Annotated in this window: 6 protein-coding genes, 1 tRNA gene and 2 rRNA genes; 8 read left to right on the top strand and 1 reads right to left on the bottom strand. The window is 67.8% G+C overall.

Going from position 1 to position 18,389, the window contains the following annotated elements; genetic code table 11:
- Positions 1 to 283 precede the first annotated feature (283 nt).
- The 4 genes from M6G08_RS16685 (at position 284) to M6G08_RS16700 (ending at position 4,541) form a co-directional block, all read left to right on the top strand.
- Positions 284 to 3,404: ribosomal RNA gene (locus M6G08_RS16685) — 23S ribosomal RNA — on the top strand.
- 88 nt (positions 3,405 to 3,492) lie between these two features.
- A 5S ribosomal RNA gene (rrf, locus tag M6G08_RS16690) occupies positions 3,493 to 3,609 on the top strand.
- Between the two features lie 114 nt (positions 3,610 to 3,723).
- On the top strand, positions 3,724 to 4,386 hold the full coding sequence (locus tag M6G08_RS16695; protein WP_272591358.1) for a DegT/DnrJ/EryC1/StrS family aminotransferase: 663 nt from the start codon (positions 3,724 to 3,726) through the stop codon (positions 4,384 to 4,386).
- Positions 4,387 to 4,465: 79 nt separating this feature from the next.
- A tRNA-Thr gene (locus M6G08_RS16700) sits at positions 4,466 to 4,541 on the top strand.
- Positions 4,542 to 4,597: 56 nt separating this feature from the next.
- Here M6G08_RS16700 and M6G08_RS16705 read toward each other — a convergent pair.
- Positions 4,598 to 7,351, bottom strand: a complete 2,754-nt coding sequence (locus M6G08_RS16705; protein WP_272587949.1) for a SpoIIE family protein phosphatase — start codon at positions 7,349 to 7,351, stop codon at positions 4,598 to 4,600.
- A 392-nt stretch (positions 7,352 to 7,743) separates the two neighbouring features.
- On the opposite strand from M6G08_RS16705, the gene M6G08_RS16710 reads away from it, so the two are divergent.
- The 4 genes from M6G08_RS16710 (at position 7,744) to M6G08_RS16725 (ending at position 18,339) form a co-directional block, all read left to right on the top strand.
- Complete coding sequence (locus M6G08_RS16710) at positions 7,744 to 13,221, top strand: HAMP domain-containing protein (protein WP_272587950.1); 5,478 nt, start codon at positions 7,744 to 7,746, stop codon at positions 13,219 to 13,221.
- A 415-nt stretch (positions 13,222 to 13,636) separates the two neighbouring features.
- Complete coding sequence (locus M6G08_RS16715) at positions 13,637 to 14,311, top strand: response regulator (protein WP_272587951.1); 675 nt, start codon at positions 13,637 to 13,639, stop codon at positions 14,309 to 14,311.
- A gap of 156 nt (positions 14,312 to 14,467) precedes the next feature.
- Positions 14,468 to 17,200: a DNA translocase FtsK gene (locus M6G08_RS16720; protein ID WP_272587952.1), complete on the top strand. Its 2,733-nt coding sequence runs from the start codon at positions 14,468 to 14,470 to the stop codon at positions 17,198 to 17,200.
- A 263-nt stretch (positions 17,201 to 17,463) separates the two neighbouring features.
- The gene (locus tag M6G08_RS16725) at positions 17,464 to 18,339 is read left to right on the top strand and encodes a helix-turn-helix domain-containing protein (RefSeq protein ID WP_272587953.1); all 876 of its coding nucleotides are present in this window, start codon (positions 17,464 to 17,466) and stop codon (positions 18,337 to 18,339) included.
- Positions 18,340 to 18,389: the final 50 nt, after the last annotated feature.

Here is an 18,389-nt window from a genome sequence, read left to right on the forward strand (position 1 = left end):
GCTTTGCTTGGTTCAGAGGCCAGCATGCGAGCGAACGTCTCGCACTGGTTGCTCATGGGTGGAACGTTGACTACTCGGTTCAGACCACGGGTCGGTGGCTGCTAGTACTGCTCTTCGGAGCGTGGAACGCATGATCACCGGGCGGGACTGGGCCGGGCACGCTGTTGGGTGTCTGAGGGAATGATTTTCCTTCAGTGCCGGCCCCGGTAAAGGTCCGCGTCAGCGGGTTGTGACGGGTGGTTGGTCGTTGTTTGAGAACTGCACAGTGGACGCGAGCATCTGTGGCCAAGTTTTTAAGGGCGCACGGTGGATGCCTTGGCACCAGGAACCGATGAAGGACGTGGGAGGCCACGATAGGCCCCGGGGAGTCGTCAACCAGGCTTTGATCCGGGGGTGTCCGAATGGGGAAACCCGGCAGTCGTCATGGGCTGTCACCCGCTGCTGAACACATAGGCAGTGTGGAGGGAACGCGGGGAAGTGAAACATCTCAGTACCCGCAGGAAGAGAAAACAACCGTGATTCCGGGAGTAGTGGCGAGCGAAACTGGATGAGGCCAAACCGTATACGTGTGAGACCCGGCAGGGGTTGCGTGTGCGGGGTTGTGGGATCTCTCTTCTACGGTCTGCCGGCCGTAGGGCGAGTCAGAAACCGTTGATGTAGGCGAAGGACATGCGAAAGGTCCGGCGTAGAGGGTAAGACCCCCGTAGTCGAAACGTCAGCGGCTTGCTTGAGAGACACCCAAGTAGCACGGGGCCCGAGAAATCCCGTGTGAATCTGGCGGGACCACCCGCTAAGCCTAAATATTCCCTGGTGACCGATAGCGGATAGTACCGTGAGGGAATGGTGAAAAGTACCGCGGGAGCGGAGTGAAATAGTACCTGAAACCGTGTGCCTACAAGCCGTGGGAGCGTCGCGCAAGGACTTGTCCTTGCGTCGTGACTGCGTGCCTTTTGAAGAATGAGCCTGCGAGTTTGCGGTGTGTTGCGAGGTTAACCCGTTGTGGGGTAGCCGTAGCGAAAGCGAGTCCGAACAGGGCGGTTGAGTAGCACGCTCAAGACCCGAAGCGGAGTGATCTAGCCATGGGCAGGTTGAAGCGGAGGTAAGACTTCGTGGAGGACCGAACCCACCAGGGTTGAAAACCTGGGGGATGACCTGTGGTTAGGGGTGAAAGGCCAATCAAACTCCGTGATAGCTGGTTCTCCCCGAAATGCATTTAGGTGCAGCGTCGTGTGTTTCTTGCCGGAGGTAGAGCACTGGATAGGCGATGGGCCCTACCGGGTTACTGACCTTAGCCAAACTCCGAATGCCGGTAAGTGAGAGCGCGGCAGTGAGACTGTGGGGGATAAGCTCCATGGTCGAGAGGGAAACAGCCCAGAGCATCGACTAAGGCCCCTAAGCGTACGCTAAGTGGGAAAGGATGTGGAGTCGCACAGACAACCAGGAGGTTGGCTTAGAAGCAGCCACCCTTGAAAGAGTGCGTAATAGCTCACTGGTCTAGTGATTCCGCGCCGACAATGTAGCGGGGCTCAAGCGTACCGCCGAAGTCGTGTCATTGCAGCATGACGGCTAACGCCGGCTGTGATGGGTAGGGGAGCGTCGTGTGCCGGGTGAAGCAGCCGCGTAAGCGAGTTGTGGACGGTTCACGAGTGAGAATGCAGGCATGAGTAGCGATACAAACGTGAGAAACGTTTGCGCCGATTGACTAAGGGTTCCTGGGTCAAGCTGATCTGCCCAGGGTAAGTCGGGACCTAAGGCGAGGCCGACAGGCGTAGTCGATGGATAACCGGTTGATATTCCGGTACCCGCTGTGAAGCGTCAAACATCGAGCATCGTGATGCTAAGGCCGTGAAGCCGCCCTGGATCCTTCGGGTGAAGGGGAGTGGTGGAGCCGCTGAACCAAGCGGTTAGTAGGTGAGTGATGGGGTGACGCAGGAAGGTAGTCCATCCCGGGCGGTGGTTGTCCCGGGGTAAGGGTGTAGCCCGTCATCTAGGTAAATCCGGGTGACATGAGGGTGAGACCTGATGCCGAGCCGATTGTGGTGAAGTGGATGATCCTATGCTGTCGAGAAAAGCCTCTAGCGAGTTTCATGGCGGCCCGTACCCTAAACCGACTCAGGTGGTCAGGTAGAGAATACCGAGGCGTTCGGGTGAACTATGGTTAAGGAACTCGGCAAAATGCCCCCGTAACTTCGGGAGAAGGGGGGCCACGCCTGGTGATCGGATTTACTCCGTGAGCTGGGGGTGGCCGCAGAGACCAGCGAGAAGCGACTGTTTACTAAAAACACAGGTCCGTGCGAAGCCGTAAGGCGATGTATACGGACTGACGCCTGCCCGGTGCTGGAACGTTAAGGGGACCGGTTAGCTTGGATTCGTCCAGGCGAAGCTGAGAACTTAAGCGCCAGTAAACGGCGGTGGTAACTATAACCATCCTAAGGTAGCGAAATTCCTTGTCGGGTAAGTTCCGACCTGCACGAATGGCGTAACGACTTCTCGACTGTCTCAACCATAGGCCCGGTGAAATTGCACTACGAGTAAAGATGCTCGTTTCGCGCAGCAGGACGGAAAGACCCCGGGACCTTTACTACAGTTTGATATTGGTGTTCGGTTCGGCTTGTGTAGGATAGCTGGGAGACTTTGAAGCTCGCACGCCAGTGTGGGTGGAGTCGTCGTTGAAATACCAGTCTGGTCGTGCTGGATGTCTAACCTGGGTCCGTGATCCGGATCAGGGACAGTGTCTGATGGGTAGTTTAACTGGGGCGGTTGCCTCCTAAAGAGTAACGGAGGCGCCCAAAGGTTCCCTCAGCCTGGTTGGCAATCAGGTGTTGAGTGTAAGTGCACAAGGGAGCTTGACTGTGAGACCGACGGGTCGAGCAGGGACGAAAGTCGGGACTAGTGATCCGGCGGTGGCTTGTGGAAGCGCCGTCGCTCAACGGATAAAAGGTACCCCGGGGATAACAGGCTGATCTTCCCCAAGAGTCCATATCGACGGGATGGTTTGGCACCTCGATGTCGGCTCGTCGCATCCTGGGGCTGGAGTCGGTCCCAAGGGTTGGGCTGTTCGCCCATTAAAGCGGTACGCGAGCTGGGTTTAGAACGTCGTGAGACAGTTCGGTCCCTATCCGCTGTGCGCGTAGGAGTCTTGAGAAGGGCTGTCCCTAGTACGAGAGGACCGGGACGGACGAACCTCTGGTGTGCCAGTTGTTCTGCCAAGGGCATGGCTGGTTGGCTACGTTCGGGAGGGATAACCGCTGAAAGCATCTAAGCGGGAAGCCTGCTTCGAGATGAGGACTCCCACCCACTTGATGGGGTAAGGCTCCCAGTAGACGACTGGGTTGATAGGCCAGATATGGAAGCGCCGTAAGGTGTGGAGTTGACTGGTACTAATAGGCCGAGGGCTTGTCCTCAGTTGCTCGCGTCCACTGTGTTGGTTCTGAAACCACGAACAACCCCACGCTCGTCACAGGCGTGGTGCGGTTGAGAGTTTCATAGTGTTTCGGTGGTCATAGCGTAGGGGAAACGCCCGGTTACATTCCGAACCCGGAAGCTAAGCCTTACAGCGCCGATGGTACTGCAGGGGGGACCCTGTGGGAGAGTAGGACGCCGCCGAACAATTATTCAAAGGGTTGGACCCCGAACTTCGGTTCCGGGTCCAACCCTTTTTTGTTTTCCGTCACTTGCAGTTCACGTTGCGCTACGAGCATCTGCCGTATGGGTACTGCAGCAATGCTCAGGGCCGCCGGCGTCGGAGTCGGCGACGAGGTCGTCGTACCTGCCTTCGGGAACGTGGAAGTCGCGGAGGCCGTGGCTCTGGCCGGCGCTCTGCCGGTGTTCGCCGACATAGATCCTGTCTCGTACTGCCTGGACGCCTCAGCGGTGGAGGCGGCGCTGACGCCCCGTACCGTCGCCGTCGTCGTGGTGCACCGTTTCGGAAGGCCCGCGGACCTCGGGCCGCTGCACGCGGTCGGCCGACGGCACGGGCTGCTCGTGCTGGAGCACGGCGAATCCGAGGCGCCGTACGACGAGATAGCGCAGCGGCGGCAGCGGGCGGCTTACCTGGACGGGAAGTTGAAGGGGGTACGCACCCCGGACTGGGGAGACGGCCACACCTATCAGCAGTACGTGGTGCGCGTGCCGGGCAATGGGCGTCCGGACCGGGACGCCTTCGCACGGGCCGTGCGGTTGCGCGGGGTCGGGTGCTGGGTGCCGGTGAAGACGCCGGTGCACCGGATGCCCGGCTTCCGTCGGTGTGTGTCGTTGCCCGAGACGGAGCGGGCGGCCGACGAGACGCTCGGCCTGCCGGTCGACGCCGCGCTGACCAAGAGGGACATGCAGCGGATCGTGTCCGCCTGCAATGCCCTGGGCGGGCTTCTGCAGCCGGCCTTGTGACTGGCGTGGTTGGGAGCACGGGTCTGTTCGGGGTATGATCTATTCCGTTGCCGCGAGGGAAACCTCGGAAAAGCGACAGGCCCCTATAGCTCAGTCGGCAGAGCGTCTCCATGGTAAGGAGAAGGTCAACGGTTCGATTCCGTTTGGGGGCTCCACCACGAAAGGCCCCGCCCAATCGGGCGGGGCCTTTCGCATGCCCTGATGCGGCCGGTCAGTCCGCGTGCGGCTCCGGGACGCGCATCGCCAGGATCGCCATGTCGTCGGACGGGGCGTCCGAGGCGAAGCGCTCGACCGCGCGCATGATGCGGGCCGCCACCGCGCCCGCCGTGAGCCCGGTGCAGGTGGTGAGGACGTCGGCGAGGCCGTCGTCGCCCAGCATGCGCGTGCCCTCCCGGCGTTCGGTGACGCCGTCCGTGACACAGAGCAGGACGTCGCCCGGGTCGAGGGTGACCGTCTGCTCGTAGAGCTCCAGGTCCTCGATCACACCGAGGAGCGGCTGGGGCTCGGCGGCGGGCTCCACAGTGCCGTCCTGGCGCAGGCGGAGGGGGAGCGGGTGACCGGCGCAGACGACCTTCAGTTCGGCGCTGCCGTCACCCTGGGGGCGCATCTCGCCGTACAGGAGGGTGAGGAAGCGGCTGCGGGCGCCCTCGTCGAGGATGGCGGAGTTGAGGCGCTCCAGGACCGCGGGGCCGCTGAGGCCTTCCCGGGCGAGCAGGCGCAGGGCGTGCCGGGCCAGGCCCGTGACGGCCGCCGCGTTCGGACCTGTGCCGCAGACGTCGCCGATGGCGAAGCCGTACGCGTCGTCGCTGATGGGGAAGAGGTCGTAGAAGTCGCCGCCGACCTCGTTGCCCTCGCCGGCCGCGCGGTAGATGACCTCGACCTCGACGCCGTCGATGACGGGGAGCTCCGGGGGCAGCAGGCTGCGCTGGAGGGACTGGCTGATGGCCGTGCGCTCCGAGTACAGGCGGGCGTTGTCCAGGGCCAGGGCGGCCCGGCGGGACAGGTCCTCGGCGAGTTCCAGGATCTCCTGGCGGAAGTGTTCGTCGGTCGGCTTGCCGAGCGTCAGCATGCCGATGACGCGGTTGCGGGCGACCAGGGGGAGGACCACGGTCTCGCCGCCGACCGCGGCCGCCGTGGCGAGCGTCGGGCCGATGCCGGTGCTCAGCTGGGGAGTCGTACCGCTGTTGAGGCCCAGGTCGCGCATGGAGGTGCGCAGGGCGGCCTGGTGGGCCAGTTCGCCGGGGGCCGACCAGACGCGGGCGCCGGGGGTGGGCACCGGGTCGGGTGGGGCGATCTTCGAGAGCAGGGACTTGATGCCGTCGATGAGTTCCTCGTCCTCGTGCAGTACGTAGGAGAGGTATGGCTCCGAGGCCTGGTCGGCGATGGTGTAGACGGCGCACCAGGTGGCCAGGGTCGGGACCGTCATCTGCGCCATCAGGGCCAGGGTCTGGTCGCGGTCCAGGGTGCCGGCGAGGAGGTCGGAGGCCTCGACGAGGAAGCTGAGTGAGCCGCGGCGCAGGCGCTCCAGCTCGCCGAGGCGCGCGGACTCGACGGCCAGGGCGATGCGGTCGGCGGCGAACTGGAGGCGCAGCGCCTCCTCGTTGGAGTACCGGCCGGCGGACTCCGCGGCGACGCCGAGGGAGCCGGTGAGGCGGCCCTCGACCTTGAGCGGGACGGTGACGACGGAGCGCATGCCGGTGCCGTTGAGCAGTGGGACGGCGCCGGGGACCGCGGCCAGGTCGTCGTGGACGGCGGGCATGCGGGCGGAGCCGTAGCGGCCGGGGCCGGCCTCGACGGGGACGCGGGCGAAGCGCTGGCGCGCGGAGGGCAGGCCGGTCGAGGCGCGGACCTCCAGCTCCGTCTCGTCGTCGGTGGCCAGGAGCAGGAAGGCGGCGTCCGCGTCGAGCATGTCGCGGGCGCGTTCGACGGTGCGCTGGAGGAGGCCGTCGAGGTCGTCCGGGGCGGGGGAGCCGATGAAGACCTCGAAGGGGTCGGTGCTCTGGCCCTCGGAGGAGGCGGCGCTGTCGGAGGCCGGCACGCGCAACGGCGTCTGGAGGACGGCGCGTTCGTGGTCGCGGACGAGGAGGCAGACGGTGGAGGGCTCGCCGCCGGCGTCGCGGACGCGGAGGTGGGAGGCGTAGACCGGGGTGACGCGGCCGTTGGCGCCCCTTATGCCGTAGCTGCCCTCCCAGCGGGAGAGCTGGAGCGCCTCGGCGATGCCGGTGCTGGTGCCCGGGGTGTGCGGCCAGGCGGCGAGGTCGGTCAGCGGCTTGCCCACGACCTGCTCGGCGGCGTAGCCGAAGAGCTCACCGGCGTCCTCGTTCCAAGACGTGACGGCGCCGGTGCGGTCGATCTGGACGACGGCGACGCGGACGCGGCCGTCGGCGAGCGGGAGCAGGTCGGCGGGGAGCGATGGACCGGCGGCGCGGGTGCCGACCGGGCGCTCGGGCAGATGGAGGTGGAACCAGACGTTCTTCAGCGTGGGGGTGTACTCGACGCCCCAGCGGTCGGCCAGGGCCGCGCACAGCTGGAGCCCGCGGCCGCCCTCGCGGTCGAGGCTGCCCATGGTGGCGGGGGAGCCCTGGAGCGGGACCTCGCGCTCGGGGTAGTGGTCGGCGACCTCGATCCGTACGCCGTCGTCGCTGCGCAGGCAGACGACGTCGGCGGTGGTCCCGGCGTGCACCACGGCGTTGGTCACCAGCTCGCTGGTGAGCACCACGGCGTCGTCGACGATGTCGGCATGGCCCCAGCCCTGCAGCGTGTCCCGGACGAAGGACCGGGCACTCGCCACCGATCGTCCGACGGGCTCGAAGCTGGCGGCCGCGCGCGCGGTGATCACAGAACTCCTCGACCCTCTCTCCCCGTGCACGGCCTCATGGCCGACCGGCTCGCGCCGCTGTTGCGGCAGTCCACCCGTCGGCCCGGGATCCGGGGGCTGCTCCCCCGGGATCAGTCCGGTGGTCATTCCGGCCGCCCCTCCGATGCCCGCTCGTCTCCGTGCCACCGCCCAGGCCGGACGGACCGGCGAGGCTGGACAGCCGCATGCAAGGTTACTTACCTTCGCCGTCCATGCGGATGCCGGTCTGCTGTGTTTCCGCCCAGAGGGTGTGCGGACGATGTGCGAAGCTGCCGAACTGTTATGGCCTGGTTCGGCCGGGGTGAAACACTGGGCAAGCTTCCAATGAAGGTCCGGGCAGATTGAATGCGCGCCCAGTGCGGCGGGCAGCAGCCCCGGGAGCGGTCCGGCGAACGCGTGCGGACCGCGCGGCAGCACAGGCAGTACGCGGCAGTAACCGGTCCGCCGAGAGGTGGCGGCCGGGCACAGCAGTAACGGTCGACCCCTGCGGGAGGGACACAGTGGAGTCTGGCGCAGCGACGCGGGGCACAAAGGCGCGCGCGAAAGGCGGACAGTCCCTGAGCAACCAGGGCAAAACGCGGGGCGGCACTACGACGGTGGACACGGCCGCGCTGAACCGGCTGCTCACGGCGCTGGTGGCGATGCGGGAGGGCAACTTCCGCAAGCGGCTCACGGTGTCCGGCGACGGCGTGATGTCGGAGATCGCGGCGGTCTTCAACGAGGTCGCCGACCGCAATCTGCACCTCACGGGCGAGCTGGCCCGGGTGCGGCGGGTGGTCGGACGTGAGGGAAAGCTCACCGAGCGGCTGGAGACGGGGGCCTGCGAGGGCTCCTGGGCGGCCGCCATCGACAACTCGAACGCGCTGGTCGACGACCTCGTACGGCCGGTCTCCGAGGTCAGCCGGGTGCTGTCGGCGGTGGCGGACGGTGACCTGTCGCCGCGCATGGAGCTGCGGACCCAGTCGGCGGAGGGCACCGGGCAGCCGCTGCGCGGGGAGTTCCTGAAGGTCGGCAGGACGGTGAACAACCTGGTCGACCAGTTGTCGACGTTCACGGACGAGGTCACGCGGGTGGCCAGTGAGGTCGGTACCGAGGGCAAGCTCGGCGGCCAGGCCCGGGTGCGCGGGATGTCCGGTTCGTGGAAGGACCTGACGGACTCCGTCAACACGATGGCGTACCGGCTCACCGCTCAGGTGCGGGACATCGCCCTGGTGACTACGGCGGTGGCCAAGGGTGATCTGTCACGGAAGGTCACGGTGCACGTGGCCGGCGAGATGCTGGAGCTGAAGAACACCGTCAACACGATGGTGGACCAGCTCTCCGCGTTCTCCTCCGAGGTGACGCGCGTCGCCCGGGAGGTGGGCACCGAAGGTGCCCTGGGCGGGCAGGCCCAGGTGCCGGGGGTGGCCGGGGTATGGAAGGAGCTGACCGACTCCGTCAACACCATGGCCGGGAACCTGACGGCCCAGGTGCGGGAGATCTCCCACGTGACGACGGCGGTCGCCAACGGTGACCTGTCGAAGAAGGTGACGGTGCCGGCCCGCGGCGAGGTCGCGCAGCTCGCCGAGACGATCAACCAGATGACCGAGACGCTGCGGATCTTCGCGGACGAGGTGACGCGCGTCGCCAACGAGACCGGTGGCGAGGGGCAGCTCGGCGGGCAGGCGAACGTGCCGGGTGCGGCGGGCATCTGGAAGGACCTGACGGACTCCGTCAACACGGTCTTTCGGAACCTGACCACTCAGGTGCGCGACATCGCCGCGGTGACGACGGCGGTGGCCAGCGGTGACCTGTCGCAGAAGGTCACCGTGGACGTGGCCGGCGAGATGCTGGAGCTGAAGAACACCGTCAACACGATGGTCGACCAGCTGTCCGCCTTCGGCGCCGAGGTCACGCGGGTGGCGCGTGAGGTCGGTGTCGAGGGCGAGCTGGGCGGTCAGGCGCAGGTGCCCGGGGCGGCGGGGACCTGGAAGGACCTGACGGATTCCGTCAACACGGCGTTCCGGAACCTCACTGGTCAGGTGAGGAACATCGCCCAGGTGACGACGGCGGTGGCCAACGGCGACCTGTCGCAGAAGGTCACCGTGGACGTCTCCGGTGAGATGCTCCAGCTGAAGAACACCGTGAACACGATGGTGGACCAGCTGTCGTCGTTCGCCGACCAGGTGACACGGATGGCCCGGGACGTGGGCACGGAGGGGCGCCTGGGCGGTCAGGCGCGGGTCGACGGGGTGTCGGGCACGTGGAAGGAGCTGACGGACTCCGTCAACTCGATGGCGTCCAATCTCACCGGTCAGGTGAGGAACATCGCCCAGGTGACGACCGCGGTGGCGCGCGGTGACCTGTCCCAGAAGATCGACGTCGACGCGCGCGGTGAGATCCTGGAGCTGAAGAACACCATCAACACGATGGTGGATCAGCTGTCGAGCTTCGCGGAGCAGGTCACCCGGGTGGCCCGCGAGGTGGGCACGGAGGGGCGCCTCGGCGGTCAGGCGCAGGTGCCCGGCGTCGCGGGAGTGTGGCGGGACCTGACCGACTCGGTGAACGGCATGGCCGGCAATCTCACCGCGCAGGTGCGCAACATCGCCCAGGTCGCGACGGCGGTGGCCCGCGGTGACCTGTCCCAGAAGATCACCGTGGACGCGCGCGGGGAGATCCTGGAGCTGAAGAACACGCTGAACACGATGGTGGACCAGCTGTCGTCGTTCGCCCAGGAGGTCACGCGCGTCGCGCGCGAGGTGGGCACCGAGGGCATCCTCGGCGGCCAGGCGGAGGTGCAGGGCGTCTCCGGCACCTGGAAGGACCTCACGCAGTCCGTGAACGGCATGGCCAACAACCTGACCATGCAGGTCCGCAACATCGCCGAGGTGACGACGGCCGTCGCCAAGGGCGACCTGTCGAAGAAGATCACCGTCGACGCCAAGGGCGAGATCCTGGAGCTCGTCACGACCGTCAACACGATGGTCGACCAGCTGTCGTCCTTCGCGGAGCAGGTCACGCGGGTGGCCCGTGAGGTGGGCACGGAGGGCATCCTGGGCGGCCAGGCGCACGTGCCCGGCGTGGTGGGCATCTGGAAGGACCTCAGCGACAACGTCAACCTGATGGCGAAGAACCTCACCGTTCAGGTGCGGAACATCTCCCAGGTGGCCGCCGCCGTCGCCAACGGCGACCTGACGCGGACGGTGACGATCGAGGCGCGTGGTGAGGTCGCTCAGCTCGCCGACACCTTCAACACCATGGTCAAGACGCTGAGTTCGTTCGCCGACCAGGTCACCAAGGTGGCCCGTGAGGTGGGTACGGACGGCATCCTGGGCGGCCAGGCGCACGTGCCCGGCGTGGCGGGCACCTGGAAGGACCTCACCGAGTCGGTGAACCAGATGGCGTCCAATCTGACCGGTCAGGTGCGCAACATCGCCATGGTGACGACCGCCATCGCCAAGGGCGACCTCACCAAGAAGATCGACATCGACGCGCGCGGCGAGATCCTGGAGCTGAAGACGACCATCAACACGATGGTCGACCAGCTGTCGTCGTTCGCCGAGGAGGTCACCCGCGTGGCCCGCGAGGTGGGCACCGAGGGGCAGCTCGGCGGTCAGGCACGCGTGCGTGACGTCGACGGAACCTGGCGGGACCTTACGGAGTCCGTGAACGAGATGGCCGGGAACCTTACCCGGCAGGTGCGCGCCATCGCGCGCGTGGCGACCGCGGTGACCCGCGGCGACCTGAACCTGAAGATCGACGTGGACGCCTCGGGGGAGATCTCCGAGCTGCAGGACTACATCAACAAGATGATCGCCAACCTGCGGGACACCACGATCGCCAACAAGGAGCAGGACTGGCTCAAGGGCAATCTGGCGCGGATCTCCGGTCTGATGCAGGGCCGCCGGGACCTCCAGGACGTGGCCTCGCTGATCATGAGCGAGCTGACTCCGGTGGTCTCCGCGCAGCACGGCGCGTTCTTCCTCGCCATGCCGAACGTCGACGGCCAGGAGCAGGCCGGCGCCGAGGGCGACCAGTACGAACTGCGCATGCTCGGGTCGTACGGCTACTCGATGGGCTCCATGCCCACCTCGTTCCGGCCCGGGGAGGCGCTGGTCGGCACGGCCGCCCAGGAGAAGCGCACGATCCTCGTGGAGAACGCGCCCAGCGGCTATCTGAAGATCTCCTCCGGGCTCGGGGAGGCCCCGCCCGCGCAGGTGATCGTCCTTCCGGTGCTCTTCGAGGGGCAGGTGCTCGGTGTCATCGAGCTGGCGTCGTTCACCCCGTTCACGCAGATCCAGAAGGACTTCCTGAACCAGATCGCCGAGATGATCGCGACCAGCGTCAACACCATCTCCGTCAACACGAAGACCGAGGTGCTGCTGAAGCAGTCGCAGGAACTGACGGAGCAACTGCGCGAGCGGTCGGAGGAGTTGGAGCAGCGGCAGAAGGCGCTCCAGTCGTCCAACGCCGAACTGGAGGAGAAGGCCGAGCTGCTGGCGCAGCAGAACCGCGACATCGAGGTGAAGAACACCGAGATCGAGGAGGCGCGGCAGGTCCTGGAGGAGCGCGCGGAGCAACTCGCGGTCTCCATGCGCTACAAGAGCGAGTTCCTGGCCAACATGTCGCACGAGCTGCGTACGCCGCTCAACTCGCTGCTGATCCTGGCCAAGCTGCTCGCCGACAACGCGGACGCCAACCTGTCCCCGAAGCAGGTCGAGTTCGCCGAGACGATCCACGGCGCCGGCTCCGACCTGCTCCAGCTCATCAACGACATCCTCGACCTGTCCAAGGTCGAGGCGGGCAAGATGGACGTCTCCCCGACGCGCATCGCGCTCGTCCAGCTCGTCGACTACGTGGAGGCCACCTTCCGCCCGCTGACCGCGGAGAAGGGCCTGGACCTGTCGGTGCGGGTGTCGCCGGAGCTGCCCGCCACGCTGCACACCGACGAGCAGCGGCTGCTCCAGGTGCTGCGCAACCTGCTGTCCAACGCGGTGAAGTTCACCGATTCGGGAGCGGTCGAGCTGGTCATCCGGCCGGCCCGGGACGACGTTCCGCAGGCCATCCGGGAGCAGTTGCTGGAGGCCGGTTCGATGACCGACCCCGACGCCGAACTCATCGCGTTCTCGGTGAGCGACACCGGCATCGGCATCGCGGCCAGCAAGATGCGGGTGATCTTCGAGGCGTTCAAGCAGGCCGACGGCACCACCAGCCGCAAGTACGGCGGCACGGGCCTCGGGCTGTCCATCTCGCGGGAGATCGCGCAGCTGCTGGGCGGCGAGATCCACGCGCAGAGCGAGCCGGGCCGCGGGTCGACGTTCACGCTGTACCTGCCGCTGCACCCGAGCGAGCTGCCCGCACACGGCTACCAGCAGCCCCTGCCGGCCCTGGAGCCCGGCGGGACGCTCGCCACGCCGGGCGCCGACATCGCGCTGCCGGGGGCGCAGGCCGAGCTGCCCGCCGAGGTGAAGTCGTACCAGGATGCCCAGAACGGCGCCGCCTCCCTCTTCCGGCGCCGTCGCCGGGCCGCGTCGGAAGCCGCGCAGGGACTCGCCGCGCAGCAGGAGCAGCCGCCGTCCGCCGAGCGGGAAGCGACGCCGCATCCGAGTCGCGGCATCCGGTTCGGCGGGCAGAAGGTGCTGATCGTCGACGACGACATCCGCAATGTCTTCGCGCTCACCAGCGTCCTGGAACAGCACGGCCTGTCCGTGCTGTACGCCGAGAACGGGCGCGAGGGCATCGAGGTGCTGGAGCAGCACGAGGACGTGGCGGTCGTCCTGATGGACATCATGATGCCCGAGATGGACGGGTACGCGACGACCACGGCGATCCGCCGGATGCCCCAGTTCGCCGGTCTGCCGATCATCGCGCTGACCGCGAAGGCGATGAAGGGCGACCGGGAGAAGGCCATCGAGTCGGGCGCCTCCGACTACGTGACGAAGCCGGTCGACCCCGATCACCTGCTGACGGTGATGCAGCAGTGGACGCGCGAGGAGTGAGGGCCGGGTCCTCGCGGGCACGGGGCGGTACTTCCGGGCAGCGTGCCGGCGGTCCCTGCGGGCACAGTGCCCGGATGCGAACGGGGGCCGTCCGCACCGCACCTGGGGGCGGTGTGCGAACGTGGGTGTACGCACGTGGCGGGAAGCTCCGGAGTTCGCGCGGGTCGCTGACTCAGTGTGCCCGGAGCCGTGTAGAAGCGCGGGATTCGGGGAACCTTCTGGTCCCCCGCCGCGTTTCTGCTACGTGCACAGTGACATCGCGGTGACAGGGTGTGGCGACAGGCGGGGTGCGGCTACGATGACCGGCACAAGGACGGGCGGCGCAAGGGAGCCGTCCCCTGGGGCGGCACCCGCCGGTGCTGCGCCAAGTCCTGCGGACAGGGGAGGCCCCACGCCGGGGCGAGGAGGGCGGGCCATGGTGCAGAAGGCCAAGATCCTCCTGGTCGATGACCGGCCGGAGAATCTGCTGGCGCTGGAGGCGATCCTCTCGGCGCTCGATCAGACGCTGGTGCGGGCATCGTCCGGGGAGGAAGCGCTCAAAGCACTGCTCACGGACGACTTCGCGGTCATTCTGCTGGACGTCCAGATGCCGGGCATGGACGGTTTCGAGACCGCCGCCCACATCAAGCGGCGGGAGCGGACCCGGGACATCCCGATCATCTTCCTCACCGCGATCAACCACGGTCCGCACCACACCTTCCGCGGGTACGCGGCGGGCGCGGTGGACTACATCTCCAAGCCGTTCGACCCGTGGGTGCTGCGCGCGAAGGTCTCCGTCTTCGTCGAGCTCTACATGAAGAACTGCCAGCTGCGCGAGCAGGCGGCGCTGCTGCGGCTCCAGTTGGAGGGCGGCGGCAAGGAGGCGGTCGGCGAGACCAAGGAGCCGGCGGGACTGCTCGCCGAGCTGTCGGCGCGGCTGGCGGCCGTGGAGGAGCAGGCCGAGGCGCTCTCCAAGCAGTTGGGCGACGAGTCGACGGACGCGGCGGCGGTGGCGACGGCGGCCCATCTGGAGCGCAAGCTCACCGGACTGCGGCGCGCGCTGGACGCCCTGGAGCCGGGCTCTTCGGGAGGGCAGGCCGCGGCCAACTGAGCGGCGTGGGCGGTACCGTCCGTGGTGCGTGTGCCGTGAGGCCGTGTCAGGGGCAGTACCGGAAGCGTCAGTTCCGTATCTCCGCGGGGGCGACACGAACGGGTGAAGCGGTGGGCACACGTGTCGACCGCCGTCTCCCCCGGTAACCTCACACCTATGGCCTCACGTCCCTCCGCAGCCAAGAAGCAGCCCGCGAAGAAGGCGGCCGCTCCCGCGAAGGGTCCGGCGAGGAAGGCCCCTGCCAAGAAGGCGCCGGCGAAGAAGGCACCCGCCAGGAAAGCCGCGGCCAAGAAGCCCGCCCCCAAGCCGGCGCCCAGCCCCACGGGAGGCGTCTACCGGGTCGTACGCGCCCTGTGGCTGGGCATCGCCCACGCCGTCGGCGCCGTCTTCCGCGGCATGGGGCAGGGCGCGAAGAACCTCGACCCGGCGCACCGCAAGGACGGCGTCGCCCTGCTGCTGCTCGGCGTCGCCCTGATCGTCGCCGCGGGCACCTGGGCCGACCTCAAGGGCCCCGTCGGCGACCTCGTGGAGATCCTCGTCACCGGCGCCTTCGGCCGGCTCGACCTGCTGGTCCCGATCCTGCTCGGCGCCATCGCCGTACGCCTGATCCGGCACCCGGAGAAGCCGGAGGCCAACGGACGCATCGTGATCGGCCTCTCCGCGCTCGTCGTCGGGGTCCTCGGGCAAGTCCACATCGCCTGCGGCTCACCGGCCCGCGGGGAGGGCATGCACGCCATAAGGGACGCCGGCGGCCTCATCGGCTGGGGCGCGGCGACCCCGCTGTCGTACACCATGACCGACGTCCTGGCCGTGCCCCTGCTCGTGCTGCTCACCGTCTTCGGGCTGCTGGTCGTCACGGCCACCCCGGTCAACGCCGTCCCCCAGCGGCTGCGGCAGCTCGGCGTACGGCTCGGCCTCCTTCGGGACCCGGAGGCCGACGAGTTCACGGACGACGACGAGCGGTACGACGAGCAGTGGCGCGAGGCGCTGCCCGCGCGGTCACGCAAGCGCGGGGGGCCGGCCGCCGAGCCGTACGACCCCGACGGGGCGGAGCAGGAGGCGCTCGCCCGGCGCCGTACCAGGCCCCGGCGGTCCGCCGTGCCGCAGCCCGACATGGACCGGCCGTTGGACGCCGTGGACGTCGCCGCCGCCGCGGCCGCCGCCCTCGACGGCGCCGTACTGCACGGAATGCCGCCGTCCCCGCTGGTCGCCGACCTCACCCAGGGCGTGAGCACGGGGGAGCGGGAGTCGTCGGCGCCGGCCCCGACGCCGGTCCCGGCGGCGCGTCCGCAACCGGGGAAGCTCAAGAAGGACGGTCCCGGGGAGAAGGCGGGTGTCCCGGACCTCACCAAGACGCCGGTCCCGCAGGAACGGGAGCTTCCGCCGCGCGCCGAGCAGCTCCAGCTCTCCGGCGACATCACCTACTCGCTGCCGGCCCTCGACCTCCTCACGCGCGGCGGCCCCGGCAAGGCGCGCAGCGCCGCCAACGACGCCATAGTCGCGTCCCTGACCACCGTCTTCACCGAGTTCAAGGTCGACGCCGCCGTCACCGGCTTCACCCGGGGCCCGACGGTCACGCGCTACGAGGTGGAGCTCGGGCCCGCCGTGAAGGTCGAGCGGATCACCGCGCTGGCCAAGAACATCGCCTACGCCGTCGCCAGCCCCGACGTGCGCATCATCAGCCCGATCCCCGGCAAGTCCGCCGTCGGCATCGAGATCCCCAACACCGACCGGGAGATGGTCAACCTCGGCGACGTGCTGAGGCTGGCCGAGTCCGCCGAGGACGACGACCCGATGCTGGTCGCCTTCGGCAAGGACGTCGAGGGCGGCTACGTCATGCACTCGCTGGCGAAGATGCCGCACATGCTGGTCGCCGGCGCCACCGGCTCCGGCAAGTCGTCCTGCATCAACTGCCTGATCACCTCGATCATGATGCGGGCGACCCCGGAGGACGTCCGGATGATCCTGGTCGACCCCAAGCGCGTCGAACTGACCGCGTACGAGGGCATCCCGCACCTGATCACGCCGATCATCACCAACCCGAAGCGGGCCGCCGAGGCGCTCCAGTGGGTCGTGCGCGAGATGGACCTGCGCTACGACGACCTCGCCGCCTACGGCTACCGGCACATCGACGACTTCAACCGCGCGGTGCGCGAGGGCAAGGTCAAGCCGCCCGAGGGCAGCGAGCGCGAGCTCCAGCCGTACCCGTACCTGCTGGTGATCGTGGACGAGCTGGCCGACCTGATGATGGTGGCGCCCCGTGACGTCGAGGACGCCATCGTGCGCATCACGCAGCTCGCCCGCGCGGCCGGCATCCACCTGGTGCTCGCCACCCAGCGGCCGTCCGTGGACGTCGTCACCGGCCTGATCAAGGCCAACGTGCCCTCGCGGCTGGCCTTCGCCACCTCCTCCCTCGCGGACTCGCGGGTCATCCTCGACCAGCCGGGCGCCGAGAAGCTGATCGGCAAGGGCGACGGCCTCTTCCTGCCGATGGGCGCCAACAAGCCGACCCGCATGCAGGGCGCCTTCGTCACCGAGGAGGAGGTGCAGGCGGTCGTCCGGCACTGCAAGGAGCAGATGGCGCCCGTCTTCCGGGACGACGTCACCGTCGGGACCAAGCAGAAGAAGGAGATCGACGAGGACATCGGCGACGACCTCGACCTGCTGTGCCAGGCGGCCGAGCTGGTCGTCTCCACGCAGTTCGGGTCGACCTCCATGCTCCAGCGCAAGCTGCGCGTCGGCTTCGCCAAGGCCGGGCGGCTGATGGACCTGATGGAGTCGCGGAGCATCGTCGGACCGAGCGAAGGCTCAAAGGCTCGTGACGTTCTTGTGAAGCCTGACGAGCTGGACGGCGTGCTCGCCGTGATCCGGGGGGAGTCTGAGGGGTAGGGAACGGTAGGCGAGGGTTTCCCCGCGCGGAGGGTCACGGCGACCGGCCGGCCGATCGTGACTCACCCGTTAGGGACCATTGGGCAACCGTTCCCTCATGGCGTACGTCAAGTTGAGGGAAACGACAAACAGATAGTCCACCATCGGGATGCCGGGCCATACCGATGGCGTACAAAGTCGTACCGCCCGCTTGCCCCACCCGTTTGCACCCCCCCTAGACTGAACGTCCAGCACAGGCGGCTAAACGCTCGAAAGGCGCCCCCGTGTCCATCGGCAACTCCCCTGAAGACGAGCGTCCGATCGCAGACGTGTCCCCAGACGTTCCTGACGAGGTCTCCGAAGACGCCCCTCAGGAATCCCGCCCCTCCGTCGGCCGCGCCCTGCAGCAGGCGCGGATCGCCGCCGGGCTGACCGTCGACGACATCACCACCGCCACCCGGGTCCGGATCGCCATCGTGCACGCCATCGAGGCGGACGACTTCGCTCCGTGCGGCGGGGACGTGTACGCGCGCGGTCACATCAGAACCCTCGCCAAAGCCGTCGGGCTGGATCCGGCGGAGCTGCTCGCGCAGTTCGACGCCGAGCACGGAGGCCGTCCGGCGCCGACTCCGGCCGCGCCCCTGTTCGAGGCGGAACGCATCCGTCCGGAGCGGCGCGGGCCCAACTGGACCGCTGCCATGGTCGCCGCGATCGTCGCCGTGATCGGCTTCGTCGCCTTCACGTTCGTCAAGGGCGGCGACGACGCCGCCAACGAGGCGAGCGTCGCCGAGGGCGCCCAGCCGTCGGCCGGCGAGTCCGCCTCGCCGAGCGCCAAGCCGAAGAAGCCCGCCGATCCCCAGCCGGACCCGACCGACAGCGCCATCGCCGCCGCGCCCCGGGACAAGGTGACCGTCAAGGTCACCGCCGCCGACGGACGCAGCTGGATCTCCGCCACGGACCACAACGGCCGGCTGCTCTTCGACGACATCCTCGAGCGGGGCGACTCCAAGACCTTCCAGGACAACGAGAAGATCAAGCTCGTCCTCGGCGACGCCGGTGCCATCGAGCTCTACGTCAACGGCAAGAAGATCGAGGACGACTTCCAGCCGGGCGCCGTGGAACGCCTGACGTACACGAAGGGCGACCCGCAGGCCGGCTAGGGGACCGGGGAAACGCGTCACCACGGGGTTGGCCGGGATCGGCCAACCCC

This window comes from Streptomyces sp. M92 (assembly GCF_028473745.1).
In the GTDB taxonomy this organism is placed as follows: domain Bacteria; phylum Actinomycetota; class Actinomycetes; order Streptomycetales; family Streptomycetaceae; genus Streptomyces.